24 protein-coding genes, 1 pseudogene and 1 riboswitch are annotated in these 26469 nt (G+C 61.4%); of the genes and pseudogenes, 13 read left to right on the forward strand and 12 right to left on the reverse strand.

Going from position 1 to position 26469, the window contains the following annotated elements; genetic code table 11:
• The 5 genes from BN1143_RS22750 to BN1143_RS08195 form a co-directional block, all read left to right on the forward strand.
• Nucleotides 1–188: hypothetical protein (locus BN1143_RS22750; RefSeq protein WP_231570565.1), on the forward strand; the 188-nt coding region annotated here is incomplete at its 5' end.
• Between the two features lie 56 nt (nucleotides 189–244).
• Nucleotides 245–697 carry an early set domain-containing protein gene (locus BN1143_RS08180; protein ID WP_042050247.1) on the forward strand — a complete coding sequence of 151 codons (453 nt, stop codon included), beginning with the start codon at nucleotides 245–247 and terminating at the stop codon, nucleotides 695–697.
• 208 nt (nucleotides 698–905) lie between these two features.
• Nucleotides 906–3053 (forward strand): adenosylcobalamin-dependent ribonucleoside-diphosphate reductase, encoded by a 2148-nt coding sequence (locus BN1143_RS08185; RefSeq protein WP_042050267.1) that lies wholly within the window; start codon nucleotides 906–908, stop codon nucleotides 3051–3053.
• A gap of 10 nt (nucleotides 3054–3063) precedes the next feature.
• Nucleotides 3064–3747 carry a TSCPD domain-containing protein gene (locus tag BN1143_RS08190; RefSeq protein WP_010634984.1) on the forward strand — a complete coding sequence of 228 codons (684 nt, stop codon included), beginning with the start codon at nucleotides 3064–3066 and terminating at the stop codon, nucleotides 3745–3747.
• A gap of 186 nt (nucleotides 3748–3933) precedes the next feature.
• Entirely contained in the window at nucleotides 3934–5304 is a 1371-nt protein-coding gene (locus tag BN1143_RS08195; protein WP_042050248.1) for a PhoH family protein, read from the forward strand.
• 68 nt (nucleotides 5305–5372) lie between these two features.
• Here BN1143_RS08195 and BN1143_RS22620 read toward each other — a convergent pair.
• From BN1143_RS22620 to thiB, 4 genes and pseudogenes are all read right to left on the reverse strand, one after another.
• Nucleotides 5373–5515, reverse strand: a pseudogene (locus BN1143_RS22620) (thiamine ABC transporter ATP-binding protein); the annotation flags it as partial.
• A 37-nt stretch (nucleotides 5516–5552) separates the two neighbouring features.
• On the reverse strand, nucleotides 5553–6260 hold the full coding sequence (thiQ, locus tag BN1143_RS08200; protein WP_042050249.1) for a thiamine ABC transporter ATP-binding protein: 708 nt from the start codon (nucleotides 6258–6260) through the stop codon (nucleotides 5553–5555).
• A gap of 72 nt (nucleotides 6261–6332) precedes the next feature.
• Nucleotides 6333–7955: a thiamine/thiamine pyrophosphate ABC transporter permease gene (gene thiP, locus BN1143_RS08205; RefSeq protein WP_042050250.1), complete on the reverse strand. Its 1623-nt coding sequence runs from the start codon at nucleotides 7953–7955 to the stop codon at nucleotides 6333–6335.
• On the reverse strand, nucleotides 7952–8932 hold the full coding sequence (gene thiB, locus BN1143_RS08210) for a thiamine ABC transporter substrate binding subunit (protein WP_042050251.1): 981 nt from the start codon (nucleotides 8930–8932) through the stop codon (nucleotides 7952–7954). The genes thiP and thiB overlap by 4 nt, the downstream gene beginning before the upstream one ends.
• Before the next feature lie 52 nt (nucleotides 8933–8984).
• Nucleotides 8985–9075: riboswitch (TPP riboswitch) on the reverse strand.
• A gap of 91 nt (nucleotides 9076–9166) precedes the next feature.
• On the opposite strand from thiB, the gene BN1143_RS08215 reads away from it, so the two are divergent.
• Nucleotides 9167–9457, forward strand: a complete 291-nt coding sequence (locus tag BN1143_RS08215) for a PilZ domain-containing protein (RefSeq protein ID WP_005304376.1) — start codon at nucleotides 9167–9169, stop codon at nucleotides 9455–9457.
• A gap of 88 nt (nucleotides 9458–9545) precedes the next feature.
• Here the strand turns inward: BN1143_RS08215 and BN1143_RS08220 are convergent, their stop codons facing one another.
• The 5 genes from BN1143_RS08220 to leuA form a co-directional block, all read right to left on the reverse strand.
• On the reverse strand, nucleotides 9546–10475 hold the full coding sequence (locus tag BN1143_RS08220) for a hypothetical protein (RefSeq protein ID WP_042050252.1): 930 nt from the start codon (nucleotides 10473–10475) through the stop codon (nucleotides 9546–9548).
• Nucleotides 10476–10591: 116 nt separating this feature from the next.
• The gene (leuD, locus tag BN1143_RS08225) at nucleotides 10592–11191 is read right to left on the reverse strand and encodes a 3-isopropylmalate dehydratase small subunit (protein WP_042050253.1); all 600 of its coding nucleotides are present in this window, start codon (nucleotides 11189–11191) and stop codon (nucleotides 10592–10594) included.
• 99 nt (nucleotides 11192–11290) lie between these two features.
• Complete coding sequence (gene leuC / locus BN1143_RS08230; protein WP_042050254.1) at nucleotides 11291–12688, reverse strand: 3-isopropylmalate dehydratase large subunit; 1398 nt, start codon at nucleotides 12686–12688, stop codon at nucleotides 11291–11293.
• 32 nt (nucleotides 12689–12720) lie between these two features.
• Nucleotides 12721–13806, reverse strand: a complete 1086-nt coding sequence (leuB, locus tag BN1143_RS08235; RefSeq protein ID WP_082038483.1) for a 3-isopropylmalate dehydrogenase — start codon at nucleotides 13804–13806, stop codon at nucleotides 12721–12723.
• Nucleotides 13807–13808: 2 nt separating this feature from the next.
• Nucleotides 13809–15383: a 2-isopropylmalate synthase gene (gene leuA, locus BN1143_RS08240; protein ID WP_042050256.1), complete on the reverse strand. Its 1575-nt coding sequence runs from the start codon at nucleotides 15381–15383 to the stop codon at nucleotides 13809–13811.
• Between the two features lie 407 nt (nucleotides 15384–15790).
• Here leuA and BN1143_RS08245 point away from each other — a divergent pair, with 407 nt between their 5' ends.
• From BN1143_RS08245 to ilvN, 6 genes are all read left to right on the forward strand, one after another.
• Nucleotides 15791–16414, forward strand: coding sequence for a TetR/AcrR family transcriptional regulator (locus BN1143_RS08245; RefSeq protein WP_005304358.1), 624 nt, complete (start codon nucleotides 15791–15793; stop codon nucleotides 16412–16414).
• Between the two features lie 125 nt (nucleotides 16415–16539).
• Nucleotides 16540–17043 carry a phosphatase PAP2 family protein gene (locus BN1143_RS08250; protein ID WP_042050257.1) on the forward strand — a complete coding sequence of 168 codons (504 nt, stop codon included), beginning with the start codon at nucleotides 16540–16542 and terminating at the stop codon, nucleotides 17041–17043.
• Complete coding sequence (locus tag BN1143_RS08255) at nucleotides 17040–18149, forward strand: MJ1255/VC2487 family glycosyltransferase (RefSeq protein WP_042050258.1); 1110 nt, start codon at nucleotides 17040–17042, stop codon at nucleotides 18147–18149. Before BN1143_RS08250 ends, BN1143_RS08255 begins: the two co-directional genes overlap by 4 nt.
• A gap of 36 nt (nucleotides 18150–18185) precedes the next feature.
• Nucleotides 18186–18338: a hypothetical protein gene (locus BN1143_RS21845; RefSeq protein ID WP_005304348.1), complete on the forward strand. Its 153-nt coding sequence runs from the start codon at nucleotides 18186–18188 to the stop codon at nucleotides 18336–18338.
• Nucleotides 18339–18727: 389 nt separating this feature from the next.
• The gene (locus BN1143_RS08260; protein ID WP_010634971.1) at nucleotides 18728–20446 is read left to right on the forward strand and encodes an acetolactate synthase 3 large subunit; all 1719 of its coding nucleotides are present in this window, start codon (nucleotides 18728–18730) and stop codon (nucleotides 20444–20446) included.
• Nucleotides 20446–20940 carry an acetolactate synthase small subunit gene (gene ilvN, locus BN1143_RS08265; RefSeq protein WP_005304342.1) on the forward strand — a complete coding sequence of 165 codons (495 nt, stop codon included), beginning with the start codon at nucleotides 20446–20448 and terminating at the stop codon, nucleotides 20938–20940. Before BN1143_RS08260 ends, ilvN begins: the two co-directional genes overlap by 1 nt.
• 406 nt (nucleotides 20941–21346) lie before the next feature.
• Here the strand turns inward: ilvN and pta are convergent, their stop codons facing one another.
• The gene (gene pta, locus BN1143_RS08270) at nucleotides 21347–23518 is read right to left on the reverse strand and encodes a phosphate acetyltransferase (protein WP_017763828.1); all 2172 of its coding nucleotides are present in this window, start codon (nucleotides 23516–23518) and stop codon (nucleotides 21347–21349) included.
• A gap of 51 nt (nucleotides 23519–23569) precedes the next feature.
• Entirely contained in the window at nucleotides 23570–24772 is a 1203-nt protein-coding gene (locus BN1143_RS08275; RefSeq protein ID WP_005304335.1) for an acetate kinase, read from the reverse strand.
• 302 nt (nucleotides 24773–25074) lie between these two features.
• Between BN1143_RS08275 and yfbV the strand changes: the two genes are divergently transcribed.
• Nucleotides 25075–25515: a terminus macrodomain insulation protein YfbV gene (gene yfbV, locus BN1143_RS08280; protein WP_017779105.1), complete on the forward strand. Its 441-nt coding sequence runs from the start codon at nucleotides 25075–25077 to the stop codon at nucleotides 25513–25515.
• A gap of 61 nt (nucleotides 25516–25576) precedes the next feature.
• On the opposite strand, the gene BN1143_RS08285 is transcribed toward yfbV, so the two are convergent.
• Entirely contained in the window at nucleotides 25577–26077 is a 501-nt protein-coding gene (locus tag BN1143_RS08285; protein WP_024942265.1) for a YfbU family protein, read from the reverse strand.
• Nucleotides 26078–26469 lie beyond the last annotated feature (392 nt).

Consider the following 26469-nt stretch of genomic DNA (forward strand, 5'->3'; position numbering starts at 1 on the left):
GCCTGAAATTCAGTCATTTCTCCCCTAAGTGCAGTTCAGCTGTTCGATCTGCAACCACCTTACTCACATTGCTTCTTGTGCAGTTTGCCCATTACGGGGCTGATATTTGTCCATCAATTCAATTGTTGAGCAGAAAAAGCACGGAATGTGATGCCTCTACCTTTCTTGCGATGCTCGCTCTGCTTTAATTCGTCAGCCCACGTTCGATGGGCCAAGGAATCACAATAATCTGAGGAATGGACACATGTTCAAAAGAACAGTAACGATGATGCTGGCGGCGGGAACCCTGGTATTAGGCGGTTGCGCATCCAATGGCGGCGCGGATCAAGCGGCGGCGGACAACAGCGATTTCGGTGGCAAGTCCATCTACCTGCGCGGGGAGATGAACGACTGGATGGCAACCGATGCGAGCAAGGTGGTCAAGGTGGCCGACAAGCTCTATATGGCCAAGGGAACGCTCAAGAAAGAATGGGCTCCTTACAAGTTCAAGTTTGCCGACTCCGGCTGGAGCTGCGGCACCAACTTCGGCTACAAGAGCCCAAGCGATGGCGTTGCCGTGCTGGGTGGCGAAGCCGTACCGGTCAATCCCTGCTCCAAGTATGAGGACATGAAGTTCTCACCGGATGTGGATGGTGTCTATGAGTTCTATCTGAATATGGCTGGTGACACCCCGACCGTATACGTCAAGAAGCCCTGATCTGCGACGGGAAGCGAGCTTCCCGAGCAATGACGCGATGTAATGCCCCGGATCAGTATCCTGCTGGCCGGGGCATTTGCTTGTGGCAGACATGACCAGAAAGCGCAAGTAATTACTATATATTGTGATTTTACCTTCTCTGTTGGCTATATGTAGTAATGGCTGTTACTGTCATGAGGTCGCGGCATATCCAGGAGGTTGATTGAACATGGCTAAATCACATCCGGTGCGAGAGAGCGAAAGCGGCTTTCGTCAGATCCCTCTGCAGGAGACTTCCCTCGAGATCTGGGACAGCAAGTACCGGCTCAAGAGCAAGGACGGCACTCCCATCGATGGTACCATCGATGACACTTACCAGCGGGTTGCCCGCGCTCTCGCCGCGCAGGAGCATGACTCTGATGCTTGGTATGCGCCCTTCCTGTGGGCCCTGCGCCATGGTGCCATTCCTGCTGGTCGCATCACCTCCAATGCCGGCGCATTCGAGCACAAGCCCGCTACCTCCACCATCAACTGCACCGTGTCCGGCACCATCGAGGATTCGATGGACGATATCCTCGGCAAGGTGCACGAGGCAGGGCTGACCCTGAAGGCCGGTTGTGGCATCGGCTATGACTTCTCGACCCTGCGCCCGCGCGGGGCCTTCGTCTCCGGCGCCGGGGCCCATACTTCTGGCCCGCTCTCCTTCATGGATATCTACGACAAGATGTGTTTCACCATCTCGTCGGCGGGAGGGCGTCGTGGCGCCCAGATGGGCACCATGGATATCCGTCACCCCGATGTGATCGAGTTTATTCAGGCCAAGCGGGAGGATGGCCGCCTGCGCCAGTTCAACCTCTCCCTGCTCATCACCGAAGAGTTCGTCAAGGCGGTGAAGGAGGATGCCCCCTGGCAACTGATCTTCCCCTACACCGCCAGGGAGGTGGGGCAGGATGGCATTGCGCTGGATGATCCCGCCCAGGTGGTCTGGGCCGACTGGCCCAACAAGGAGGGGGTTGTCGTCAACGCCTTGGGACAGGTCGCCTGCAAGGTCTACAAGACGCTGCCGGCCCGCAGGCTCTGGAACGTCATCATGACTTCCACCTACGACTATGCGGAGCCCGGTTTCATCCTGATCGACAAGGTCAACCAGATGAACAACAACTGGTTCTGCGAGGAGATCCGGGCCACCAATCCCTGTGGCGAGCAACCGCTGCCTCCCTATGGGGCCTGCCTGCTGGGATCCGTCAACCTGACCCGCCTCGTGCGCGATCCTTTCACCGAACAGGCGGCCTTCGACTGGCCCGCATTTCGCAAAGTGGTGGCCATTTTCACCCGCATGCTCGACAACGTGGTGGAGATCAACCAACTGCCGCTGGCCAAGCAGCGCGAGGAGATCATCAGCAAACGCCGGCATGGCATGGGCTTTCTCGGCCTCGGCTCGGCCCTCACCATGCTGCGGATAAAATATGGCTCTACCGCCGCAGTCGCTTTTACCGAACAGGTATCCCTGGAGTTGGCCATGACCGGCTGGCGCGAGTCCCTGGCCTTGGCGAAGGAGAAGGGCCCGGCCCCCATCATGGAGCAGGAGTTCGAAGTAACCGGCAAGCTGCTGCGGCTGCGCCCCGAGATGGTGGCAGACGGCATCAAGCCGGGTGACAAGGTGAAGGGCAAGGTGCTGCACGCGCGCTACAGCCGCTACATGCAACGGGTGGCCGAGGTGGCTCCCGCCCTGGTTGCCGAGCTGGCCGAAGTGGGGGGGCGTTTCACCCACCACAGCAGCATAGCGCCGACTGGCACTATCTCGCTGTCGCTCGCCAACAACGCCAGCAACGGTATCGAACCGAGCTTTGCCCACCACTACAGCCGCAACGTCATCAAGCCGGGCAAGAAGAGCAAGGAGAGCGTGGATGTCTACTCCTACGAGTTGCTTGCCTACCGCGAGCTGGTCAATCCTGCCGCCATGCCCTATGCCGAGGATGAGGCGACCCGGCTGCCGGACTACTTCATCACCGCCGACGACATCACGCCGGCGCAGCATGTGGACATTCAGGCGGCAGCTCAGCGCTGGATTGATTCATCCATCTCCAAGACCGCCAACGTGCCGACCGACTTTCCGTTCGAACAGTTCAAGGACATCTACCTCTACGCCTCGGATTCGGGACTCAAGGGCTGCACTACCTTCCGATTCAATCCGGCAGCCTTCCAGGGCGTGCTGGTGAAGGAGCAGGATCTGGAGAAGACCCTGTACGAGTTCACCCTGGAGGATGGCTCGGTCGTCACGGCGAAAGGGAATGAGGAGATCGAATACGATGGCGAGCTGCATACCGCCGCCAACCTCTACGACGCCTTGAAAGAAGGCTATTACGGCAAATTTTGAGGACGAGTTCATGGTCAAGAAGATCGACGGGAAAATCGTCGCCTACCAGGTGAAAACCCGGGACGAGCCGCAAGCAGAGCCGGCCCAGCAGGATGCCGTGGTACAGATGCACGAGACAGTGCTGCGGCCGGAGCGGCTGATGGGCACCACCTACAAGCTGAAGACGCCGGAGCATGTCTCCGAACATTCGCTGTTCATCACCATCAACGACATAGTGCTCAATGAGGGGACGGTGCACGAGACCCGCCGGCCATTCGAGATCTTCATCAACTCCAAGAGCCTGGAACACTACCAGTGGATAGTGGCGCTGACCCGCATCATCTCGGCAGTGTTTCGCAAGGGGGGTGATGTTACCTTTCTGGTGGAGGAGCTGCGCTCCGTGTTCGATCCCAAGGGCGGCTACTGGAACAAGGGCAAGTACGTACCGTCCCTTATCGCCGAAATTGGCAACGTGATCGAGACCCACCTCACCGAGATCGGCATGCTCAAGGTGGCCGGGCTGGATGAGCACCAGCAGGCGTTTCTGGCCGGCAAGCAGGCGGAGATCCAAGCCGCGCAAGAAGCCGACGAGCAGCAGGCTGGGAGTGGTTTTCCCCCCGGTGCGGCGCTCTGCTACAAGTGCCACAGCAAGGCGCTGGTGCAGAAAGATGGCTGCATGACCTGCCTCAACTGCGGCGACTCCAAGTGCAGTTGAACCCTTGAAGGCCAGTAAAGGCCAGCTACTGTTTTTCTGCGCAAACACGCGGGGTGCCCAAGTGATTTGTTGCGTGATGGTAAAATCGGGCGTAGCGTTGGAGGTAATAAAACTGTCACGGCTGTGTGGTTTCAATGACATCTGAGATTCACACACGTGGCACCTTCAGTGCCAAGGAGGATGCTTATGGACAATACGGACCGAAAGCTGTTTATCCTGGATACCAACGTTCTGCTTCACGAACCCCTCGCCATCTACTCCTTCAAAGAGCACGACGTGCTCATCCCCATGACGGTGCTGGAAGAGCTGGACAACATCAAGGATCGCCACAAGGATGTCAGCCGTGATGCGCGCATCGCCATCCGGGCGCTGGAGGACGTGTTCCGCGACGCGACACCCGAGCAGATAGTGCAGGGGGTGGCGCTGGCCGGCGAGGCGAGTGGCCACATCTCCATCTTCAGTGACCACCATCTACCCCAGGATGCCGAGGTGTTCACCGACAAGGAGGCCGACAACCGCATCATCAACGCGGCCCTCTACCTGCAAAAGCATGAGCTGAAGCGGCAGGTGGTGCTGGTCACCAAAGACATCAACATGCGGCTCAAGGCCAAGGGGGCCGGGCTTGCTCACGTTGAGGATTACCGCAGCGACCAGCTGATCGACGACATCCGGCTGCTCGCCAAGGGCTTCCAGATGGTGCCAGGCAGCTTCTGGGAGCGGGTCGGCGAGTGTGACAGCGAGACCCATGGCCGCGATACCGTCCACGTCATCGATGCCAAGCTGCTGGAGGGGGTTCACGTCAACCAGTACCTGATCGATGAAGAGAACTTCTTCGCCGCCCGGGTACTCAGCCACGACAACCAGAAGATCCGCATCAAGGATCTGGGGCGCGAGCGACTGATGTCCCGCAAGGCGTGGGGGGTGCATCCGAAGAACGTCTATCAGGGCATGGCGCTCGATGCGCTGCTCGACCCGCACATCGATCTGGTGATCCTGACCGGCCCGGCGGGCTGCGGCAAGACACTGCTGGCCATGGCCGCCGCCCTGGAGCTGGTGATCGAGAAGGGGATCTACGAGAAGGTCATCGTAACCCGTAATACTCCGGAAATTGCCGAGAGCATCGGCTTCCTGCCCGGCACCGAAGAAGAGAAGATGATGCCCTGGCTGGCTGCGGTCACCGACACTCTGGAGGTGCTGCACAAGCAGGACGAGAACATGAGCGGGTCCCTCAGCTACATCATGGAGAAGGCCAACATCCAGTTCAAATCGGTCAACTTCATGCGCGGGCGCAGCATCCAGAACACCTTCGTGCTGCTGGATGAGTGCCAGAACCTGACCGCGTCCCAGATCAAGACCATCATCACTCGCTGCGGCGAGGGCACCAAGATCGTCTGCTCCGGTAACCTGGCCCAGATCGACTCCAACTACCTGAGCCCGGTGACCTCGGGTCTGACCTACATAGTCGAGCGTTTCAAAGACTTCGATGGCAGTGCCAACATTTTCCTGAACGGGGTGGTGCGCAGCAAGCTCGCCTCCTTCGCCGAGGAAAACCTCTGATCTGACTATCCATCCTCATATGAAAAGGGGAAGCCGACCGGCTTCCCCTTTTTTGATCCCGTTGCCGGTCACTGCTCCTTTGTGCGGCCAAGGTAGCGCAGGAGCCCGGGGTGATCGCTGTTTTGCAGTATGTCAGGTTTGCCTTGCAGGGCGATGCGCCCCTCGTCGATGAACAATACCTGATCGGCGAAATCAGCAGGGCATCCTCCGGCCTGATAGTGGGAGACCATCAGCTTGTTAGCCATTCACTATGGCGCTAGAGCGCGGCCAAGGTAGCGCAGCAGGCCAGGGTGGTCGCTGTTGTGCAGGATATCCGGCGTACCCTGCAGGGCGATGCGCCCCTCGTCCACGAACAATACCTGATCGGCGATGAGCTGGGCATCTTCCGGATTGTGAGAGACCATCAACACGGTAATGCCCTGCTCGCAGGCGAGCCGGGCAACTTCTGCCAGCATCTCCCGGCGCAGGGCCGGATCGAGCGCCGAGAAGGGCTCATCCAGCAGCAGCAGAGGCTTGCCCCGCACCAGGGCGCGGGCCAGCCCGACCCGCTGTTGTTGGCCGCCGGAGAGCTGCTCCGGCAGGCGCGTGAGCATCTCGCCGAGGCCAACCCGGTTCGCGGCATCCTTCACCTGAGCCCGCTGGGCGGCGTTCAGGCGCAGGCCGGGGTGCAGGCCGATGGCGATGTTGTCGAATACCGACAGGTGCAGGAACAGGTTGTGATCCTGAAACAGGGTGGTGACCGGCCGTGCGGCCGGGCCGAGCGGCAGCAGATCTTCACCATCGAAGCTGAGGGTGCCTGATTCTATCGGCACGAAACCGGCGATCATGCCGAGCAGGGTCGACTTGCCTGCCCCGCTCGGACCGATCAGCGCGGTGATCTCCCCCTTGGGCAGGGTGGCGCTGAAGCTGACGCGCCAGTCCGGGTAGCTGGTCACCAGCTCATCAATGTTCAGCATGTTTTCCTCTCAAGGGGGGCGTTTGAGCGACCAGCACAGCCGCCGAGACGGTAGCGCCGGGTCTTTTGTCTCTCAATGGTCGGCATGCTTTCCTCCAAGCCCCCGCTCTACCAGCCAGAACAGGGAGAAGCAGAGGGTGAGCAGCAGCAGGGCGGTGGCGGCCGCCTCGGTCAGCCGGTAGCTACCGAGCTGCTGATAGAGCAGCCAGGGCAGGGTGGTGAGCTCCTGGCTGCCGAACATGGCGATGGCGCCGAGATCCCCGAGCGACAAGATCATGGCCAGTGCCGCCGCCTGGCCCAGCGGACGGCGCAGCAGGAGCCACTCCACCAGTCGCAGGCGATGCAGGCCGTGTACCCCCAGGCTGTCGGCCAGCCGGTCGTACTGGCGCACCACCAGCTGCATGGGGGCGGAGAGGGTACGCAGCACATAGGGCAGCGCCATCAGGGCGTTGACCAGCACCACCAGCCAGGGGCCGAGAGCAAAGACATCGGCAAACGGCATGCACAGGATGAACAGGCCGGTGGAGAGCACCACCGCCGGGATCATCAGGATCACCGAGCCACTGGTCTCCCACAGGGCGGCGGCCCGCCGCTTGTGCTCCCGAACCCGCAGATGGCGGCTGGTGAGCAGCAGGGCGCTGCCGAGCAGGGTGGCCAGGCTGCCCGCCGCCAGCGCAATCAGCAGCGACTGGCCGCTGGCCAGCCACAGCTTGCCTGAGGTCAGGGCATCCGGCAGGCCGGGATTGAGGCCGGCCACCACTATGGCCAGCAAGGGGGGCAGGAATACCGCCAGCCCGGTGGCAAGGGCGAGGGCATCCACCAGGCCGCTGCCCGGCTGATGACGGTCCGGTCGCAGACAGGGGCGATGAGAGGTGATCCGGCTGGCCGGGCTGCTCTGCAGCTTGTGCTGCAGCATCAGCAGGGCGGCGGTCAGGATGAGCTGGACCAGCGCCAGTCCGCCGGCGGTGGCGAGATCGAAGTCAAAGCGCAGCGCCTGATAGACGGCCACCTCCAGGGTGGTGGACTTGGGGCCACCCCCCAGCGCCAGCACGGTGGCGAAGCTGGTGAAGCAGAGCATGAAGATGAGGCTGGCCAGCCCTGGCAACTGGGCCCGGATCAGCGGCCACTCCAGCAGTCGGAAGATATGGGAAGAGCGCATGCCGAGCTGGTCGGCGAGGCGCCAGGAGGATTCTGGGATGCTCTCCAGGCTCTGCAGCAAGAGACGCGCGGCCAGCGGCATGTTGAAGAAGACGTGGGCCAGCAGGATGCCGAACAGGCCGTAGAGGTAGTTGCCGGGAGCGAGCCCGAACCCGTGCAGCAGTTGCGGCAACCAGCCCTGCTTGCCATGCACCGCGACAATGCCGAAGACGGCGATGATGACCGGCAGTACCAGCGAGAGGCCGAACAGCTTGATGAGCAGGGTGCGCCCCGGAAAGCGGCGCCGCGCCAGGGCGCGGGCCACCGGAATGGCCAGTCCCAGGCTCAGCAGGGTGGAGAGCAGCGCCTGCCAGAGGCTGAAGCCCAGCACGTGGCGCAGGTAGGGATCGGCCAGCAGGGTGCGAGGGGCTAGCCCCCCTGCCTGCCACAACAGGGCCGCCAGCGGCCCCAGCGACAACAGCAGGATCAGGACGGTGGCGGCACTGCCCGGCAGCCACCAGAGCAGACGCGTCCCAGGTTTCACGAAGAGACGACTCACTGGGTAACGGCTTGCAGCCACTCGCGGATCCAGCCCTTGCGATTGGCGGCCACCTCGTCAGAGCTGAAGGCGAGCGGCTTAGCTACGGTGATCATCTGCTCGAAGCCCTTGGGCAGCGGCGTGTCGATCACCGGATACATCCAGTTGCCGGTCGCCATCTCGTTCTGGAAGGCGGGGCTTATCATGAACTGCAGGAACTGATCCGCCAGCTTGCCCTGCTTGGCATTTTTGAGCTTGGCGGCTACTTCCACCTGACGGTAGTGCCCCTCTGCAAACGCGGCGGCCTGATACTGGGACTTGTGCTCGGCAATCAGGTGATAGGCGGGTGAGCTGGTGTAGGAGAGCACCATGTCCGCCTCGCCATCGAGGAACATGCCGTAGGCCTCTGACCACCCCTTGGTGACGGTGACCGTCTTTTTGGCCAGTTGCTCCCAGGCGGCGGGGGCCTGGTCACCGTAGACCAACTTCATCCACAGCATCAGCCCCTGGCCCGGGGTGGAGGTGCGGGGATCCTGATAGATGATCTTGAGGTCGGGTCGCGCCACCAGCTCCTTCAGGCTCTTGGGGGGCTGCTTGAGCTTCTCCTTGTCGTAGACGAAGGCGAAGTAGCCGTAGTCGTAGGGGACGAAGGTGTCATCCTGCCAGCCGCCGGGCACCTTGAGGCCATCCAGCTTGGTGGCGTGAGGGGCGAACAGGCCGCTCTGCTTGGCTTCACTGACGAGGGCATCGTCCAGCCCCAGCACCAGGTCGGCCTTGCTGTGTTTGCCCTCCAGTCGCAACCGGTTGAGGATGGCCACGCTATCTTCGAGCGGTACCAGATTGAGGGTGCAGCCGCACTCCTTCTCGAAGGCCTGTTTGATCTTGGGACCCGGGCCCCACTCGGCAGTGAAGGAGCTGTAGGTGTAGACGGTGAGGGTATCCGCCGCGAAGGCCTGAGCGGAGAGCAGGCCGGTGGCGACCAGCAGCAGGGTTTTCATGGGTGGCACTCCCTTTAGCAATGAGGTGCCAGCGGATGAGGGCGCATAAAATGAGCGCCATGCCTCAAATTCCTCCGCCAGCATTATCTGGATCAGGTTCACGGGTATAATCTCAGCGGTAGACCGCACCCCGTTTGAGAAACGCACCGCATTGTATTAACGTTCTTGGGGGGAGGCCAGCACAATTGTTTCTGCGGGCCAGCGAGACGGATCAGCTCAACAGAGGATGTTTGCGTGATCACCAGCACCAAGGAAAGACGCGCCTTCCAGCGCATGATAATCAATGCTCCCGTCACCATCTTCCAGCAGCAGCAGGTGCTGGAGGGGGTCTGCCGGGATCTCAGCGCCAACGGCATGGGCATCTCGGTGCCGGAGCACCAGCTCGATACGACCCAGCCCATCCGGGTGAGTCTGGCTACCAACAACAACCTGTTGCCCCCCTTCGAGGCGCAGGCCCGCATCATCAGGGTACTGGAGGAAGAGGACGGGCTCTTGCTGGCCATCGAGTTCCAGTCCCTTGCCTGAGCCATCCACCTCCTTGCCTCCATCGACCAGCACTGCGCTGGTCGCTTTCATTGTGGCCTGTCCCCCTCGTTTTCATGACGTCCACCACCTATTTGTCGGCGCGAACCGGCTGCACGCTGAGCTGCTTGCTGTCGATGAAGGTCTTGCTGGTCGGCGCCAGCTGACCCATCGCCAGCTGGGCCGGGCCGGTGGGCTCCATCAACAGGTAGGTTTCCCCTTCCCAGCTCAAGGTGGCCTCGCCCGGCTTGGCCGGCAGCGCCACTCCCAGCAGGGCGTGACCCGGCACGAACACCATGGCCTGTTTCAATTCGGGAAAGAGCTGGGCCAGCATGGCGGCCATCAGGGTTACCTTGCTGTCACAGTCGCCCTGATTTTGCTCCAGTACCTGGCGCGGGCTGAGAAAGCCCTTGCCCTGGCGGCCCGACTGGCTGTCGAGCTGTTGATAGGGGATGGCCTGAATGAAGTCGAGCATCTGGGCCGTGCTCTTCTGGCGCGCCTCGGTTTCCGTGCTGCCCTGCTGCTTGAGTTGTTCGGTCAGCGGCGCCAGTTCGCTGCGGCTCTCCAGCGCGATGCGCACGTGATCCTGTTTGATGGCGGCGGCACCGTCGGGGGCGGTGAACGGCTGAAAATAGTGCAGCTTGAGCCACGCAGCCTCCTGCTTGTCTCGCTGCTGGGTGAGCCAGCTCATGGCCTTGGCGACCTGTTCGGGTTGGCGGCCCTTGAGTCTGAGCTCCATCTCGGGGCGGGAGAGGGAGAACTGCACGGCGGGGAACTCGGCCACTCCCTGTTGCAGCAGGCTCTGCAGCACGTCCTCCTGCATGCGGGCCGACCGATAGGCGATGAGCGGCGGCAGCTTGCCTGCCTCCAGCCGATAGGTGAGTTGCTGCGCCTTGCCGTCCTTGTCCTGCCAGCCGACGTTGAGCTGACCGCCACTGCTGTTGAAATAGGTCTGCCCGGCGCAGACCGGCAGCGCCAGCCAGAGGCCGCAGAGCAGGGGGAGGGCGAGTGTCATCTTCATCCAGGTGTCTCGTCGGGTATGCAGAAGTGGCGGGCCATGGCGTACACCTGGTCCTGACAATAAAACAGGGAGCCAAGGCTCCCTGTTGATTCTACTCGTTTTTTGCAACTGGCTGATTAAATCCAGCTCGGCTGTTTCGCCTCGAAGGCGCTGATGGCGGCCTCGTGCTGCAGGGTCAGGCCGATGGCATCCAGCCCGTTGAGCAGGCAGTAGCGACGGAACTCGTCGATCTCGAAGCCGAACGTGAGGCTACCTGCCCGCACCTGATTGGCTTCCAGATCTACTTCGATCTCGATGCCCGGCTGGGTGGCGACCAGCTGGAACAGGGCGTCGACCTCCTCCTCCTTCAGGCGCACCGGCACCATGCCGTTGTTGATGGCGTTGCCGTAGAAGATGTCGGCAAAGCTCGGGGCAATGATGGTCTTGAAGCCGTAGTCCGCCAGCGCCCAGGGGGCGTGCTCGCGGCTCGAACCACAGCCGAAGTTCTCGCGGGCCAGCAGGATGCTGGCGCCGGCGAACTGCGATTGGTTCAGCACGAACTCGGGGTTGGGCTGCTCCCCTGCATCGTCCAGGAAGCGCCAGTCGTGGAACAGGTGCTTGCCAAAACCGATGCGATTGACCTTCTGCAGAAACTGCTTGGGAATGATGGCGTCGGTGTCGACGTTGGCGCTGTCGAGGGGAACGACGATCCCTTTATGCTGTTTGAAACCTGTCATGTACGTTCCCTCTTACAGTGCACGAATGTCGGCGAAGATGATGTCGGTGACGGCGAAGGGCCATCCGTGTTGTTTGAATGCTTTCATCCTCAACCCCTCTTACAGCGCGCGAATGTCGGCGAAGCGGCCGGTGACGGCGGCGGCGGCGGCCATGGCCGGGCTCACCAGGTGGGTGCGGCCGGCGCGGCCCTGACGCCCCTCGAAGTTGCGGTTGCTGGTGGAGGCGCAGCGCTCCCCCGGTTGCAGCCGGTCGTTGTTCATGGCCAGACACATGGAGCAGCCAGGCAGACGCCACTCAAAGCCAGCCTCGATGAAGATCTTGTCGAGCCCCTCGGCCTCGGCCTGGGCCTTCACCTGCTCGGAGCCCGGCACCACCAGCGCCTGCACGCCAGCGGCGACCTTGCGACCGCGGGCGATGGCGGCGGCAGCGCGTAAGTCCTCGATGCGGCTGTTGGTGCAGGAACCGATAAACACCTTGTCGATGGCGACGTCGGAGAGCTTCTGGCCCGGCTGCAGGTCCATGTAGGCGAGCGCCTTGCGGGCGGATTGCTGCTCCATCAGATCGCTGAAGGATTCCGGCGCCGGAATGGGTTCATTGACGGCGATCACCTGACCCGGGTTGGTGCCCCAGGTTACCTGAGGGGCGATGTCAGCGGCGTCCAGCACCACTTCGGCATCGAATTTGGCATCGGCATCGCTCTTGAGGCTCTGCCAGTAGGTGATGGCCTGCTCCAGCGCCTCGCCTTTGGGGGCGAACTCCTTACCGCGGATGTAGTCGATGGTGGTCTGGTCGGGGGCGATCATGCCTGCCTTGGCGCCAAGCTCGATGGCCATGTTGCACACCGTCATGCGCCCTTCCATGGTCAGCCCTTCGATGGCCTCGCCAGCGAACTCCACCACATAGCCGGTACCGCCGGCGTGGCCGACCCGGCCTATGATGGCCAGCACCACGTCTTTCGCGCTGATGCCATCACTCAGTTTGCCGTTGACCGAAATGCGCATGGTCTTGGCACGGCCCTGTTTCAGGGTCTGGGTGGCCATCACATGCTCCACCTCGGAGGTGCCGATGCCGAATGCGAGCGAGCCGAAGGCACCGTGGGTGGCGGTGTGGGAGTCACCGCAGACGATGGTGGTGCCGGGCAGGGTAATGCCGAGCTCGGGGCCCATCACGTGGACGATACCCTGGTACTTGTGGTTCAGGTCATAGAGGCGAACCCCGAACTCCTTGCAGTTATGGGCCAGCGTCTCCATCTGGATGCGGGCCATCTCGCCGGAGGCGGCGATGTCCTTGGTGGTGGTGGAGACGTTGTGATCCATGGTGGCCCAGGTCAGATCCGGGCGACGCAGCTGGCGGTTCATGGCGCGCAGGCCGTCGAACGCCTGCGGGCTGGTCACTTCATGCACCAGGTGGCGGTCGATGTAGATGAGGGGGGTTTCCCCTTCCACTTCCCGCACCACGTGGGCGTCGAATACTTTCTGATAGAGGGTTTTGGCCATTGCTCGGTTTCCTTGTTATCTATGCCGTGGGGTCAGATGCGCGCGGCGATCTGGCTGCCCATCTCGGCCGTGCTCTGCACCGGGTGCTTGGCGCTCGCCTGATGCAGGTCGGTGGTGAAGTAGCCTTCGGCCAGGGTCTGGGCCACGGCCTGCTCGATGGCCTGGGCGGCGGCTTCCTGGCCGAGGCTGTAGCGCAGCATCAGGGCGGCGGAGAGGATCTGGGCGATGGGGTTCGCGATCCCCTTGCCAGCGATGTCCGGGGCCGAGCCGCCGGCCGGCTCGAACAGACCGAAGCCCGATTCGTTCAGGCTGGCGGAGGGGAGCAGCCCCATGGAGCCGGTGATCATGGCGCACTCGTCGGAGAGGATGTCGCCGAACAGGTTGGAGCAGAGCAGCACGTCGAACTGGGACGGATCCTTGATGAGCTGCATGGTGGCGTTGTCGATGTACATGTGGTTCAGCGCCACGTCCGGATAGGACTTGGCGACTTGTGTCACCACCTCGCGCCACAGAATGGAGGAGGCAAGCACGTTGGCCTTGTCGATGGAGGTGACCTTGGCCTTGCGCACCCGGGCCGACTCGAACGCTATCTTGGCGATGCGCTCGATCTCGAAGCGGTGGTACACCTCGGTGTCGAATGCCTTCTCGGTGGGGCCTTCCCCTTCACGCCCCTTGGGCTGACCGAAGTAGATGCCGCCGGTCAGCTCGCGCACGCAGGCGATGTCAAAACCGCGATCCGAGATGTCGGCCCGCAGCGGCGAGAATTGCTCGAGGCCGGTGTAAATACGGGCCGGACGCAGGTTGCAGAACAGCTTGAAGTGGGCGCGTAGGGGCAGCAGGGCGCCGCGTTCCGGCTGATCGTTGGGGGGCAGGTGCTCCCACTTGGGGCCACCGACCGAGCCGAACAGCACGGCGTCGGCCGCTTCACAGCCGGCTATGGTGCTCTGGGGCAGCGGGGTGCCGTGGTTGTCGATGGCGATGCCGCCCACGTCATGGCGCTCGTAGTCGAGGGTGAAGCCGAACCTGGCCTGCACCTTTTCCAGCACCTTGACGGCCTCGGCCATGACTTCCGGGCCAATGCCGTCACCCGGCAATACTGCGATCCGATAACTGCTCATACTCACACGCTCTCCGTATTGATCTTGTCTGTTTTTGCGACGTTGCGTTCCATCTGTTCGGCCACCTGATCGGCGCGCCAGATGCTGTTGATCACGTGGATCAACGCCTGGGCGGAAGACTCTATGATGTCGGTGGCCAGGCCCATGCCATGGAATTTGCGGCCCTTGTACTGTGCGACTATGTCGACCTGGCCGAGGGCGTTCTTGCCTTCCCCCTTGCCCTTGAGTTCGTACTTGTCGATGCTGATCTCGTAGCCGGTGATGCGGTTGATGCACTGGTAGACCGCATCCACCGGGCCGTTGCCGGTGGCGGCTTCGCTGACGATCTCCTGGCCCACCTTCAATTTCACCGAGGCGGTAGCCATCACCGAGCTGCCGCTCTGCACGCCGAGGTACTCCAGCTTGAAGTGCTCCGGCTCTTCGTGGATCTGGCTGAAGAAGGCGAGGGCCTCCAGATCGTAATCGAACACCTGCCCCTTCTTGTCGGCCAGGGTGAGGAACTTGGCGTAGAGATCGTCGAGATCGTAACTGCTCTCGGTGTAGCCCATGGACTCCATCCGGTGCTTGATGACGTGGCGGCCGGAGCGGGAGGTCATGTTGAGGTTGTTCTGGGTGAGGCCGATGCTCTCCGGGGTGATGATTTCGTAGGTGTTTTTCGCCTTGAGTACGCCATCCTGGTGGATGCCGGAGCTGTGGGAGAAGGCGTTGGCCCCGACGATGGCCTTGTTCGGCTGCACCGGCATGTTGCAGAGCTGGCTGACCAGAGCGCTGGTGCGGTGGATCTCGTTGTGACGGATGTTGGTGTGCACCCCGAGCAGGTCGGCGCGGGTTTTGAGGATCATCGCCACCTCTTCCAGCGAGCAGTTGCCGGCCCGCTCGCCGATGCCGTTGATGGTGCACTCGATCTGGCGGGCCCCCATCTGCACGGCGCCGATGGAGTTGGCCACCGAGAGCCCCAGATCGTCGTGGCAGTGCACCGAGATGATGGCCTGATCGATGTTGGGGACCCGGTTGAACAGGGTCTGGATGATGCCGGAGAACTCGGTCGGTACCGTGTAGCCCACGGTATCGGGAATATTGATGGTACGAGCGCCGGCCTTGATGGCGGCCTCCACCATGCGGCACAGGTTGTCTATCGGGGTGCGGCCTGCATCCTCACAGGAGAACTCCACGTCGTCGGTATAGCGGCGGGCGTGTTTGATGGCGCTGACCCCCATCTCCAGCACGTCCTCGAAGCTCTTCTTCAGCTTGCTCTCGACGTGGATGGAGGAGGTGGAGATAAAGGTGTGGATGCGAAACGCTTCGGCGACCCGCAGTGCCTCGCCGGCGGCATCGATGTCCTTGGGCAGGGCGCGGGCGAGGGCACAGACCCGGCTCTGCTTGATGTGGCGGGCGATGGTCTGCACCGATTGAAAGTCGCCGGGGGAGGAGACCGGGAACCCCACCTCCATGACGTCGACACCGAGCCGCTCCAGTGCCTGGGCGATCTGCAGCTTCTCCTTGACCGTCAAGCTGGCCGCCAGGGCCTGCTCACCATCGCGCAGGGTGGTGTCGAATATGATGACCCGATCTGACATGTGACTTCCCTCTTCCTAAGTTCGGTGACGTGCATCCTGCGTTGGCATAAAAAAACCCGTGCAGGGTGCACGGGTTTTTGTAAATTCCGGCTATGCCTGAGCCCGGCTACAAGGATCCCGCGCGAGAGGTCGCGATTAGGGAGATTAGTAGTAGCGGAGCGGCAATACGCATGATGAATCAATCCTTGCAGTCGATAACGCTTTTACCAATATCGAGATTTTTATGCTGTGTCAACCGTACGCACCCGGTTCATTTCGCTGGTTTATTTAATCGGATTGTAAAGGAGTGCAAATTTACTTGTCCCATATTCGGCCCTTGCCCGATTATCTGGTCATTCCTGCTGTACTCGATCATCTGTACAATCAGATCGACTTGTCAGTTTCTGCTGAATTATCCGAGGTATTAAATGGAAAAACGTAGACCTGGTCGTCCGGTCGGACGTTCTGACATTCGTGACAAGTTGCTCTGTGCCGCTCGCGAGCGTTTTCTGAACACCCCCTACAGCAAGGTGACGACCCGCGAGATCGCCGAGCTGGCTGGCTCCAATCTGGCCATGATCCACTACTACTTCGGCAGCAAAGAGGGCCTCTACAAGGCGGTGCTGGGGGATGTGGCCGAGCCGCTCGACCAGGCCTGGCACGACGAGACCGGCAACCGCAGCCTCAACGATCTGCTCAATACCTACTACCAGGTGATGGCGCCCAACAGCGAGCTGACCTCCGCCATCTCCAGCGCATTATCGACCGAGAAGAGTCCGGGTCGGGATTTTGTGCTGAACCGTCTGCTGGAACGCCAGCTGCCCCAGTTCGATGCCTTGCTGGAGTCCATGAAAAACAACGGTGAACTGGGTGACAACCTGGATCCCGAGATGCTGAAGATCTCCTTCCTCAGCATGATGTGGCAGCCCTTCGTGATGAAGGATCTCTACGAGCAGGTGTTTGGCCTGACCGTGGACGAGCACTTCATGGCTCGCCTGGCGGATCACAACTGCCGCCTGATGGAAAACGGCCTGCGCGGTACCCTGAACTGATCATTTGCCATGCTGGTAGCAAAAAGGGCCATTCGGCCCTTTTTTCATAAATCTGTTATTTGAACGTCAACCAAGTGTCACCCCGCCGCCCTAGTCTGCTCTGAGACGCTAGGGAAGGAGGGGTTATGAACAAGATCCAGCAATGGGACCTGCAGGTGTGCCGCATCTGCCTGCTCCACGCCTACAACCGGCCACAGGCCAGGATCAGCCGGCTCATCTCCCGTACCGGTGACGGCCCGCTCTACGCCGTGCTGGCGGCCCTGCTCTGGTGGCAGGGGGACGCCGAGCGCGAGCTGGTGAAGCTGGCACTGCTCGCCTTCGCCCTCGAGCTGCCGCTCTACCTGCTGCTCAAGAATGCCCTCAAACGCCAGCGCCCGGTGGGGCTGCCGGTCTTCATCACCCCCTCCGACCGCTACAGTCTGCCCTCGGGCCACACCGCCGCCGCCTTCCTGATGGCAACCGTGCTGGCGGCCAGCTTCCCGCTCTGGGCGCCGCTGCTGTTCGTCTGGGCCGCGCTGGTGGGGGCATCCCGTTTGCTGCTGGGGGTCCACTATCTGAGCGATCTGGTGGCCGGCGCCCTGCTCGGCGGTGGCTGCGCCCTGCTGGCGCTCATGTGGGGGCAGGGATGAAGATACTGTTCGGTGTGCAGGGGACCGGCAACGGCCACATCAGTCGCAGCCGTACCCTGGCGCGGGCCTTGCGGGTCCGTGGTCTCGCGGTGGACTATCTGTTCAGCGGCCGCCCTGCGGACGGCTACTTCGAGATGGCCGAATTCGGCGACTACCGCACCTTTCCCGGCATCACCTTTGTCAGCCATGAGGGGGCCATCTCGAACTGGCGCACCCTCAAGGGGCTCTCGCCCCTGCGCTTCTGGCGCGACATGCGAGCGCTCGATTGTCGTGACTACGACCTCGTCATCAGCGATTTCGAACCTATCAGCGCCCATGCCGCTCGCCGCTGGGACAAGCCGAGCCTCACCATCAGCCATCAGGCGAGTTTCGACTGGCCCATTCCACGCTGGGGGGAGAGCGGCTTCAACCGCCAGCTGATGCGCCACTTCGCGCCGGTGCGCCAGTCGCTCGGGCTGCACTGGTTTCACTTCGGCCAGCCCCTGTTGCCGCCCATCATAGATCCCATCAGCCATGGGCCCGACAACCAGCAGATCCTGGTCTATCTGCCGTTCGAGCAGACCGAGGCGATCGCGGCCCTGTTGTCGCGCTTCAACCAGCAACGCTTCGTCTGCTTTCATCCGGCCATTCGCAGTGCCAGCCAGTGGCGCAACATCCGCTTCGAGCCACAGGCCCGTGAGGCGTTCAAGCAGGTGCTGGCCGGCTGTCGCGGGGTCATCACCAACGGTGGTTTCGAGCTCGCCTCGGAGGCGCTCTCCCTTGGCAAAAAGCTGCTGGTCAAGCCGCTGGGAGGCCAGTTCGAGCAGCTGACCAACAGCAAGACCCTGGAACTGATGGGGCTGGCGCGGCTGATGGATGCGCTCGATGCCAACGCGGTGCGGGCCTGGCTGGATGCGACGGCCCCGGGCCAGATCTGCTACCCCGATGTGGCGGGGGAGCTGGCCGGCTGGCTCGCCGCCGGCACCCAGGAGAGCGTGGCGGATCTCTCCCGCCGGCTGTGGGCCCGAACCCTGTTTCCGGAGGAGGTGTGCGATCGGCTGAGCGAGCTGGAGGAGGGGAGTGCCCTCAGCAGTTGCTGGTTATCGCAAGTGAGCGCCTTTGACTAGACTGAGAGGGATCCCACCAAGGAGAGGACGGACACCATGCGCTTTACCAATGAAAACGGCGACACCATGAACCTGGCGGACAATCTCACCCTGCACGAGCTGCTGGACATGGGGGTCAGCATCTCGGTCTGCGAAGAGACGGATCCGGATCAGCAGATCTGGCTGGCGGAGCCGGAACAGGATCACTGATCCGCAGCCTGCCACCAAGGCCCACCCTGGCGGTGGGCCATTTTTTTTCCGCTTTTGGCGGCTGTTGCAGCATGATCCGCTGGCTTGCCACCCATCTTCCCCGCATTGTTCCCACCCTTTCCAGCAAGTCACTGAATGTTAATAGTTGTTTGAAATTTATGACTGTTGTGGTCAGACAAAGCCGTGGACAACCGTTCACAAGCGGGTTAAGTTGGTTTTTCACCCGCTTTGCGGGTGAATGATGGAAAAAACCTATTTTTCTACTATCGACAGCGCCGAACTCGCCGGGTCCGTATTCAGACAACAACAACGCACGGGCCGGCGGTGCCGGGAAGCAGCGGACTGCCGATAGCTTTCGCTTAACGGAGCAAAGCCTGGAGGGCTTTATCATGGAGATGTTATCAGGCGCCCAGATGGTGGTTAGAGCGCTGGAAGATCAGGGAGTTGAGCACGTTTTCGGCTACCCTGGTGGCTCAGTGCTCGACATCTATGACGCTCTCTTTGAAAACGGCAAGATGGAGCATGTCCTGGTGCGGCACGAGCAGGCCGCGGTGCACATGGCGGACGGTTACGCCCGCTCCACCGGCAAGGTGGGCACAGTGCTGGTGACCTCGGGTCCCGGTGCCACCAACTGCATCACGGGGATCGCGACCGCCTACATGGACTCCATTCCCCTGGTGATCCTGTCCGGCCAGGTGCCGACCAGCATGATCGGGGAGGATGCGTTCCAGGAGACCGACATGATCGGCATCTCCCGCCCGGTGGTGAAGCACAGCTTCCTGTGTAAGAAAGCCAGCGACATTCCCGAGGCCATCAAGAAGGCCTACTACATTGCCGCCAGCGGCCGCCCGGGGCCGGTGGTGGTGGATCTGCCCAAAGACGTGCAGAACCCGAAAGAAAAATTCCCCTACGAGTACCCGGAGACGGTCTCCCTGCGCTCCTACAACCCGACCAAGTCGGGTCACAAGGGCCAGATCAAGCGTGCCGCCAAGCTGCTGGTGGAGGCGAGCCGGCCGGTGATGTATGTCGGTGGCGGTGCCATCAATGCCAATGCGGATCACCTGGTGACCAAGCTGGCCGAGCTGCTGAACCTGCCGGTGACCACCACCCTGATGGGGCTGGGGGCCTTCTCTGGCACCCATCCGCAGTTCATCGGCATGCTCGGCATGCACGGTACCTTCGAAGCGAACAAGAGCATGCACAACGCGGATCTCATCTTCGCCGTGGGTGCCCGTTTCGATGACCGCGTCACCAACAATGTGGCCAAGTTCTGTCCCAACGCCACCATAGTCCACATCGACATCGATCCCACCTCCATCTCCAAGACGGTGCAGGCCCACGTGCCCATCGTCGGTTCGGTGGAAACCGTGCTGGAGCAGATGCTGGAAGTGATCCGCGAATGCGGTTTTGACAACGACAAGCAGGCGCTGGCGGACTGGTGGAGCCAGATCGGCCAGTGGCGTTCGCGCAACTGCCTGGCCTATGAGACCCACCCCACCCTGATCAAGCCGCAGCAGGTGATCGAGACCCTCTACAAGGTGACCAAGGGGGAGGCGTTCGTGGCCTCCGACGTGGGTCAGCACCAGATGTTTGCCGCCCTCTACTACCCGTTCGCCAAGCCGCGCCAGTGGATCAACTCCGGCGGCCTCGGCACCATGGGGTTCGGCATTCCGGCCGCCATGGGGGCCCAGTTTGCCAACCCGGATGCGGTGGTCTGCTGCGTCACCGGCGACGGCTCGGTGCAGATGAACATTCAGGAGCTCTCTACCTGCATGCAGTACGGGGTGCCCATCAAGATCATCTCCATCAACAACCGCGCCCTTGGCATGGTCAAGCAGTGGCAGAAGATGTTCTACGGCGGTCGCCACAGTCACTCCTACATGGAATCCCTGCCTGACTTCGTCAAGCTGGCAGAAGCCTATGGCCATGTCGGCATCGCGGTGAGCGATCCGGCCGAGCTGGAGAGCGCCATGGAGAAGGCCTTCGCCATGAAGGATCGGCTGGTGTTCATGGACATCTCGGTCGACCCGGATGAGCACGTCTATCCAATGCAGATAAAGTTCGGTGCCATGGACGAGATGTGGCTGAGCAAGACGGAGAGAACCTGATGAGACATATAATTTCCGTTCTGCTGGAGAACGAATCCGGCGCCCTGAGCCGTGTGGTGGGCCTCTTCTCCCAGCGCGGCTACAACATCGAGACCCTAACGGTGGCCCCCACCGAGGATCCCACCCTGTCGCGCATGACCATCGTCACCATGGGGGACGAGCGGGTGCTGGAGCAGATCCAGAAACAGCTGCACAAGCTGGTGGACGTGCTCAAGGTGTGTGATCTTAGCGAAGGGGAGCACATCGAGCGGGAGATCGCCCTGGTCAAGGCGCGCGCCGCCGGTGGTGGTCGCGACGAGCTGAAACGGCTGGCGGATATCTTCCGCGGCCAGATCGTCGACGTCACCCCCGAGCTCTACACGGTGCAGCTGGTGGGGACCAGCGAGAAGCTGGATGCCTTCATCAAGACCGCCGCCCAGACCAACGAGATTGTCGAAGTGGTGCGCTCCGGAGTGTGTGGCATCTCCCGCGCCGACAAGGCGCTGCGTCCCTGAGCCATCGCTTGGCAGCAGGCAGATTAAAGGGGCTCAGGGGAGCCCCTTTCTTGTGGGCGCTTGGTGGAGTGGAGGGCTGACACGAGTCTGTCATTTTCTTTCAAATGATCGGTAAACTATCCACAAAAGCTGTGGAAAACTCTGTAGATTAGCGGTGTGTCTGGCGTTAGTGTGCTGATCTTAAAAGGATATTTGGATCTGATCTGCGCTGGGGCGCAATTGTGCAATCGACTCTGGCGGGTGTGAGTGTTTGCTTATCCCGCCGCCCTTGCGGGACTGGCGCCTGTCGCCGAGCAGGTGATCCTGCCAGGATCCCGATTTGATCTTGTGGATCAACATTTCCCCAAATCAGCCATAAAAAAACCCGCCTTGCGGCGGGTTTTTCAGCAGGCAGAGCCTCGGACGATTACTCGGCCTGGGCTGCCTGAATACCGGTCAGGGCGATGGTGTAGACGATGTCGTCAACCAGGGCGCCACGGGACAAGTCGTTGACCGGCTTGCGCATGCCTTGCAGCATCGGGCCGATGGAGACCAGGTCAGCGGAGCGCTGTACCGCCTTGTAGGTGGTGTTGCCAGTGTTCAGATCCGGGAACACGAACACGGTGGCCTTGCCTGCTACCGGAGAGTTCGGGGCCTTGGACTTGGCCACGTTCTCCATGATGGCGGCATCGTACTGCAGCGGACCATCGATGATGAGATCGGGGCGCTTGGCCTTGGCCAGCTCGGTCGCTTCACGCACCTTCTCTACGTCTGCGCCGGCGCCGGAGGTGCCGGTGGAGTAGGAGATCATGGCTACACGCGGCTCGATGCCGAAGGCGGCAGCGGAGTCGGCGGACTGGATGGCGATCTCGGCCAGCTGCTCGGCAGTGGGATCCGGGTTGATCGCGCAGTCACCGTAGACCAGTACCTGATCCGGCAGCAGCATGAAGAAGATGGAGGAGATCAGGGAAGAGCCCGGGGCGGTCTTGATGATCTGCATCGGCGGACGGATGGTGTTGGCAGTGGTGTGCACCGCGCCGGATACCAGACCGTCGACCTCGTTGCGCTCCAGCATCATGGTACCCAGTACCACGTTGTCTTCCAGCTGTTCGCGGGCAACCACTTCGGTCATGCCCTTGTTCTTGCGCAGCTCGACCAGACGGGCCACATAGCGCTCGCGCACGGCAACCGGATCGATGATCTCGACGCGGTCGGTCAGTACCACGCCCTGCTGTTCGGCGACGCGACGGATCTCTTCCGGGTTGCCCAGCAGCACCGGACGGGCGATGCCGCGCTCGGCACAGATGGCGGCAGCCTTGATGGTCCGCGGCTCTTCCCCTTCCGGCAGCACGACGCGCTTGTTGGCCTGACGGGCCAGCTCGGTCAGCTGGTAACGGAAGGCCGGCGGGCTCAGGCGACGGGAACGGGTGGACTTGGCGGAGAGAGACTCGATCCAGTGCTTGTCGATGTGGCCTGCCACATAGTCCTGCACCAGCTCGATCCGCTCGCGGTCATCTTCCGGGATGTCGACGTTGAAGTTCTGCAGGCTGACGGCGGTCTGCCAGGTGTTGGTGCCGGTGATCATGATCGGCAGGCCGGTAGCCATGGCCTGTTGGCACAGCGCCATCACCTGGGGTTCCGGGTGATAGTTGCCGGTCAGCAGCAGGGCGCCCAGCTTGACGCCGTTCATGGCGGAGAGGCAGGCGGAGACGATGACGTCGGAACGGTCGCCGGAGGTCACCAGCAGGCTGCCCGGACGGAAGTGCTCGATCATGTTGTGGATGGAGCGGGCGCAGAAGGTCACGGTCTGCAGACGGCGGCTGTCCAGCTCACCCTTGTGCAGGATCTTGGCGGCCAGGTGCTTGGCGAGATCCTTGGCGCGCGGGGCGATCAGCTGGGTGTTCCAGGGGATGCAGCCGAGGATGCGCAGCGGGCTCTTGCCGAATACCTGCAGTACTTCCAGGTTGTGAGCGGTGTCGGCGCCGTGGTGATGGGCTTCGAACATCTCGGTCAGGTCGGGGCGGGTCACGCCGTGCTCGTCAACCGGTGCGCCCACCTTGTTGATGACGCAGCCCACGATGCGGGGGTTGCTGACGCCACCGAAGTTGGAGCAAGCCAGCTCGATGCGCTCTTTCAGCTTCTGGCTGGAGTCGTTGCCCGGGTGGGTTACGAACACCATGTCGGCGTCCAGCGCCTTGGCGACGTCGTAGTTCAGCTTGTTGGCAAACGGCTGCTTGTCGGTCGGCACCATGCCTTCGATGACCAGCACTTCGGCACCGCTGGCCTTCACGTGCTCTTCAAAGCGGGCAACGATCTCTTCCAGCAGGATGTCGGTGTTGCTGGAGGTGATCATGTTCTCGGCGTAGGAGAGGGCGAACGGCTCGGGCGGGTTGATGTTGGCAGCAGCGCGGATCACGGCGGTGGAACGCTCGGTACCGGTTTCACCCGGACGCGGCTGAGCGACCGGTTTGAAGAAGCTGACATTGACACCGTGACGTTCCATGGCGCGAACGACGCCAAGGCTCACGGAAGTTACGCCGACACCAGTGCCGACCGGGATAAGCATAATAGTGCGTGCCACTTTATACCCCTTGTTCATTTTTGGGATCAGGAAAAGGCCGCCCTTGGGCGGCCTTGCTCTACAGCGAAATTATGCGCCGACCAGTTCCAGCGCGTCGTGGGCGATGACCCACTCTTCGTTGGTCGGGATAACCAGGGCCTTGGTGGAGCCAGCCTTGGTGATCTCGCCACCCTTGCCGAAGCGAGCCTTCAGGTTGGCGTCGTGATCGACGTCGAAGCCCAGCAGACCCAGTTTGTTCAGGGTGATTTCACGGATCGGGGCGGAGTTTTCACCGATGCCACCGGTGAAGACCACGGCGTCCAGACGACCGTCCATGGCGGCGGCGTAGGCGCCGATGTATTTGGCCAGGCGATAGCAGTAAACGTCCATGGCACGCTTGGCTTCTTCTTTGCTGTCGTAGTTGTCTTCAACGAAACGGCAGTCGGAAGTTACTTCGGTCAGACCCTGCAGGCCGGACTCTTTGGTCAGCATGGTGTTGATCTGATCAACGCTCATGCCCAGCTTGTCGTGCAGGAAGAAGATGATGGCCGGATCGATGTCGCCGGAGCGGGTACCCATCACCAGACCTTCCAGCGGGGTCAGACCCATGGAGGTGTCGACGGACTGGCCGTTCTTGATGGCGCAGACGGAGCCGCCGTTGCCCAGGTGGCAGTTGATGATGTTCAGCTCTTCCACCGGCTTGTTCAGCTGCTTGGCAGCTTCCAGGCTGATGTAGTAGTGGCTGGTGCCGTGGGCGCCGTAGCGACGGATGCCGTTCTCTTTGTAGAGTTTGTACGGCAGGGCGTACAGGAAGGCTTCTTCCGGCATGGTCTGGTGGAAAGCGGTGTCGAACACGGCCACGTTCTTCTCGGCCAGCGCCGGGAACACGCGACGGGCTTCACGAATACCGATCAGGTGAGCCGGGTTGTGCAGCGGGGCGTACGGTACGGCGGCTTCGATGCCGGCGATGACGTCGTCGCAGATGCGCACGGAGGAGGTGAAGCGCTCGCCGCCGTGTACGACACGGTGGCCGATGGCGATCAGGTTCTTGGACAGCTCCGGGTTGAGCGGCAGGATCTTGTTGACGATGTAGTCCAGCGCTTCCTGGTGAGCGGCACCGGCGCCCAGATCGGCACTGCCTTTCTCGCCGTTCAGTTTCCACTTGATGCGGGCGTCGTCGAGGTTGAAGCACTCGGCCAGGCCGGACAGCAGGTCATCACCGGTGGTTGCGTCAATGACAGCAAACTTCAGGGAAGAGCTGCCACAGTTAAGAACAAGAACCAGCTTACTCATGAATAAATCCTATCGCAGATTGGGTTGTGTAGGAGGATGCGTTGGACGCGCTGTGTCCAAAAACTTTCAACTTATCCTTATGAGGGTTGGCAATCTGTTGCTTGCCCCTTGTATAGTGATACAAGACCCGAAATCCAGACGTCCCTGACGGCTCAACGGCAGGCCGTTGGCGCAAAAATTGGGCGTACAAAGGATAACCCGATTGTTGAAAAATAACAAAGTCATCCTCAACCTTTGTTATTGCGCATCAAATATTGTCGTGGTTTTGCCGTTAATACGTTCAAAAAGAGCTCGGAGGTAGCATGAGCATGAACATTTTTGGAACTAAGTTACAGCAAGGCCGTCATTATATGACCCTTTGGCCCCGCCGTCCCGAGCTTAATTCCATGTTCCCGGAGAATCGGGTGATCAAGGCCACCGAGTTCGCCCTCAAGGTGATTCCTGCGCTGGCAGTGCTCAGCGTCATGCTGCAGTTCCAGTTTGGCGAGCAGCACTACTGGCCTTCCGTCATGACCTCGGTGCTGTTTCTGCTCAGCCTGCCGCTGCAGGGCTACTACTGGCTTGGCCAGCGTGCCGATACCCGGTTGCCGCCTTCCCTTGCCAGCTGGTATCGCGAGATCAACGGCAAGATGAACGAACAGGGCGGTCAGCGCCAGCTGGTGGCCCAGCCGAGATACGAAGAGCTGGCCGATACCCTCAACGCCGCCTTCAAGCAGCTGGACAAATCCTTCCTCTACGAGTGAGGCCCCACGGCCTGCCAACCGGACAAAGGCGCCTCGCGGCGCCTTTTTAATGGCTGCCGGATCAGGCCGCCAATACCTTGCGGATCTCCTGGATGGAGAGCTTGTACTGGCGCGGGCACTGGCGCCAGACCGCCAGCATGCGCTGGTACTTGTCACGCATGGCGATGTCGCTGGAGAGCTCGTCGCAGGGGCACTTGAGCTCGGGGAAGCGCTTGTCCACCTCCAGCAGGAAGCAGACGTAGTCGGCCAGCTCCCGCTCCTGGCTGCGGCTGTAGCCGTTGAACTCCAGTCGGCTGGCATTGATTTCGCCCTGATCGGCTGCGTCCAGGTTGCCCCAGGAGATGGCCAGCGCATGGTGCAGCTCCAGGGTGTCGATCACCTCCTGGCAGGTGGCCAGTTCCAGATGACCGAAGCTCTTCTCCAGTTCGAGGATCTGCAGGCAGTAGCCGCGCTCGATAATGGTGCTGGCCCGTTGGTAAAACGCCGCCTTCTCCGGATTGAGTTTGGCCAGGATCTCGTACTGGTTGCTCAGGATCAGACGTTCGGTGTGGCTCATGTTCATGGGCTTTTCTCACTGGAAAATGAAACTGGGGTCACGTTAACCCATATATAGGATGAATTTTTTGATCTGGCAGGGGAGGTTGGCGAGATTGCTGGGCGCTAAATCAACGCAGGCGCGGGTTGGTTAATTAAATGTAACGGCCGGCGCCTTGCTTTCTGGCCCGTTGGCGCAACAATAAGGGCATCATTTGGCTTGTGCCGAAAGATCCGTCACCAAGGCATCCCGTTATGGATGCACACTGCCCCGCCATGGAAAACAACAAGGCTGCCGCCCCTCATCCGGGCAGGTGACCGAATGGGGGAGATCGCGTGCCCCCCGTCTGCAATGCGGAAGGGCTGCGACATGCGAATAAAAAAGGGCCTGCGCTTGCAGGCCCTTTCCATATCAGCAGT

The organism is Aeromonas dhakensis (assembly GCF_000820305.1).
Taxonomy (GTDB): domain Bacteria; phylum Pseudomonadota; class Gammaproteobacteria; order Enterobacterales; family Aeromonadaceae; genus Aeromonas; species Aeromonas dhakensis.

Excerpts from the sequence above, each read along its gene's own strand:
- leuD (WP_042050253.1), bottom strand. The coding sequence starts at position 11,191 with ATGACAGGTTTCAAACAGCATAAAGGGATCGTCGTTCCCCTCGACAGC.
- leuB (WP_082038483.1), bottom strand. The coding sequence starts at position 13,806 with ATGAGCAGTTATCGGATCGCAGTATTGCCGGGTGACGGCATTGGCCCG.
- BN1143_RS08190 (WP_010634984.1), top strand. The coding sequence starts at position 3,064 with ATGGTCAAGAAGATCGACGGGAAAATCGTCGCCTACCAGGTGAAAACC.
- BN1143_RS08250 (WP_042050257.1), top strand. The coding sequence starts at position 16,540 with ATGAACAAGATCCAGCAATGGGACCTGCAGGTGTGCCGCATCTGCCTG.
- BN1143_RS08255 (WP_042050258.1), top strand. The coding sequence starts at position 17,040 with ATGAAGATACTGTTCGGTGTGCAGGGGACCGGCAACGGCCACATCAGT.
- BN1143_RS08285 (WP_024942265.1), bottom strand. The coding sequence starts at position 26,077 with ATGAACATGAGCCACACCGAACGTCTGATCCTGAGCAACCAGTACGAG.
- ilvN (WP_005304342.1), top strand. The coding sequence starts at position 20,446 with ATGAGACATATAATTTCCGTTCTGCTGGAGAACGAATCCGGCGCCCTG.
- BN1143_RS21845 (WP_005304348.1), top strand. The coding sequence starts at position 18,186 with ATGCGCTTTACCAATGAAAACGGCGACACCATGAACCTGGCGGACAAT.
- BN1143_RS08220 (WP_042050252.1), bottom strand. The coding sequence starts at position 10,475 with ATGAAGATGACACTCGCCCTCCCCCTGCTCTGCGGCCTCTGGCTGGCG.
- BN1143_RS08260 (WP_010634971.1), top strand. The coding sequence starts at position 18,728 with ATGGAGATGTTATCAGGCGCCCAGATGGTGGTTAGAGCGCTGGAAGAT.
- yfbV (WP_017779105.1), top strand. The coding sequence starts at position 25,075 with ATGAGCATGAACATTTTTGGAACTAAGTTACAGCAAGGCCGTCATTAT.
- BN1143_RS08275 (WP_005304335.1), bottom strand. The coding sequence starts at position 24,772 with ATGAGTAAGCTGGTTCTTGTTCTTAACTGTGGCAGCTCTTCCCTGAAG.
- BN1143_RS08245 (WP_005304358.1), top strand. The coding sequence starts at position 15,791 with ATGGAAAAACGTAGACCTGGTCGTCCGGTCGGACGTTCTGACATTCGT.
- thiQ (WP_042050249.1), bottom strand. The coding sequence starts at position 6,260 with ATGCTGAACATTGATGAGCTGGTGACCAGCTACCCGGACTGGCGCGTC.
- BN1143_RS08180 (WP_042050247.1), top strand. The coding sequence starts at position 245 with ATGTTCAAAAGAACAGTAACGATGATGCTGGCGGCGGGAACCCTGGTA.
- BN1143_RS08195 (WP_042050248.1), top strand. The coding sequence starts at position 3,934 with ATGGACAATACGGACCGAAAGCTGTTTATCCTGGATACCAACGTTCTG.
- pta (WP_017763828.1), bottom strand. The coding sequence starts at position 23,518 with ATGAACAAGGGGTATAAAGTGGCACGCACTATTATGCTTATCCCGGTC.
- BN1143_RS08185 (WP_042050267.1), top strand. The coding sequence starts at position 906 with ATGGCTAAATCACATCCGGTGCGAGAGAGCGAAAGCGGCTTTCGTCAG.
- thiB (WP_042050251.1), bottom strand. The coding sequence starts at position 8,932 with ATGAAAACCCTGCTGCTGGTCGCCACCGGCCTGCTCTCCGCTCAGGCC.
- leuC (WP_042050254.1), bottom strand. The coding sequence starts at position 12,688 with ATGGCCAAAACCCTCTATCAGAAAGTATTCGACGCCCACGTGGTGCGG.
- leuA (WP_042050256.1), bottom strand. The coding sequence starts at position 15,383 with ATGTCAGATCGGGTCATCATATTCGACACCACCCTGCGCGATGGTGAG.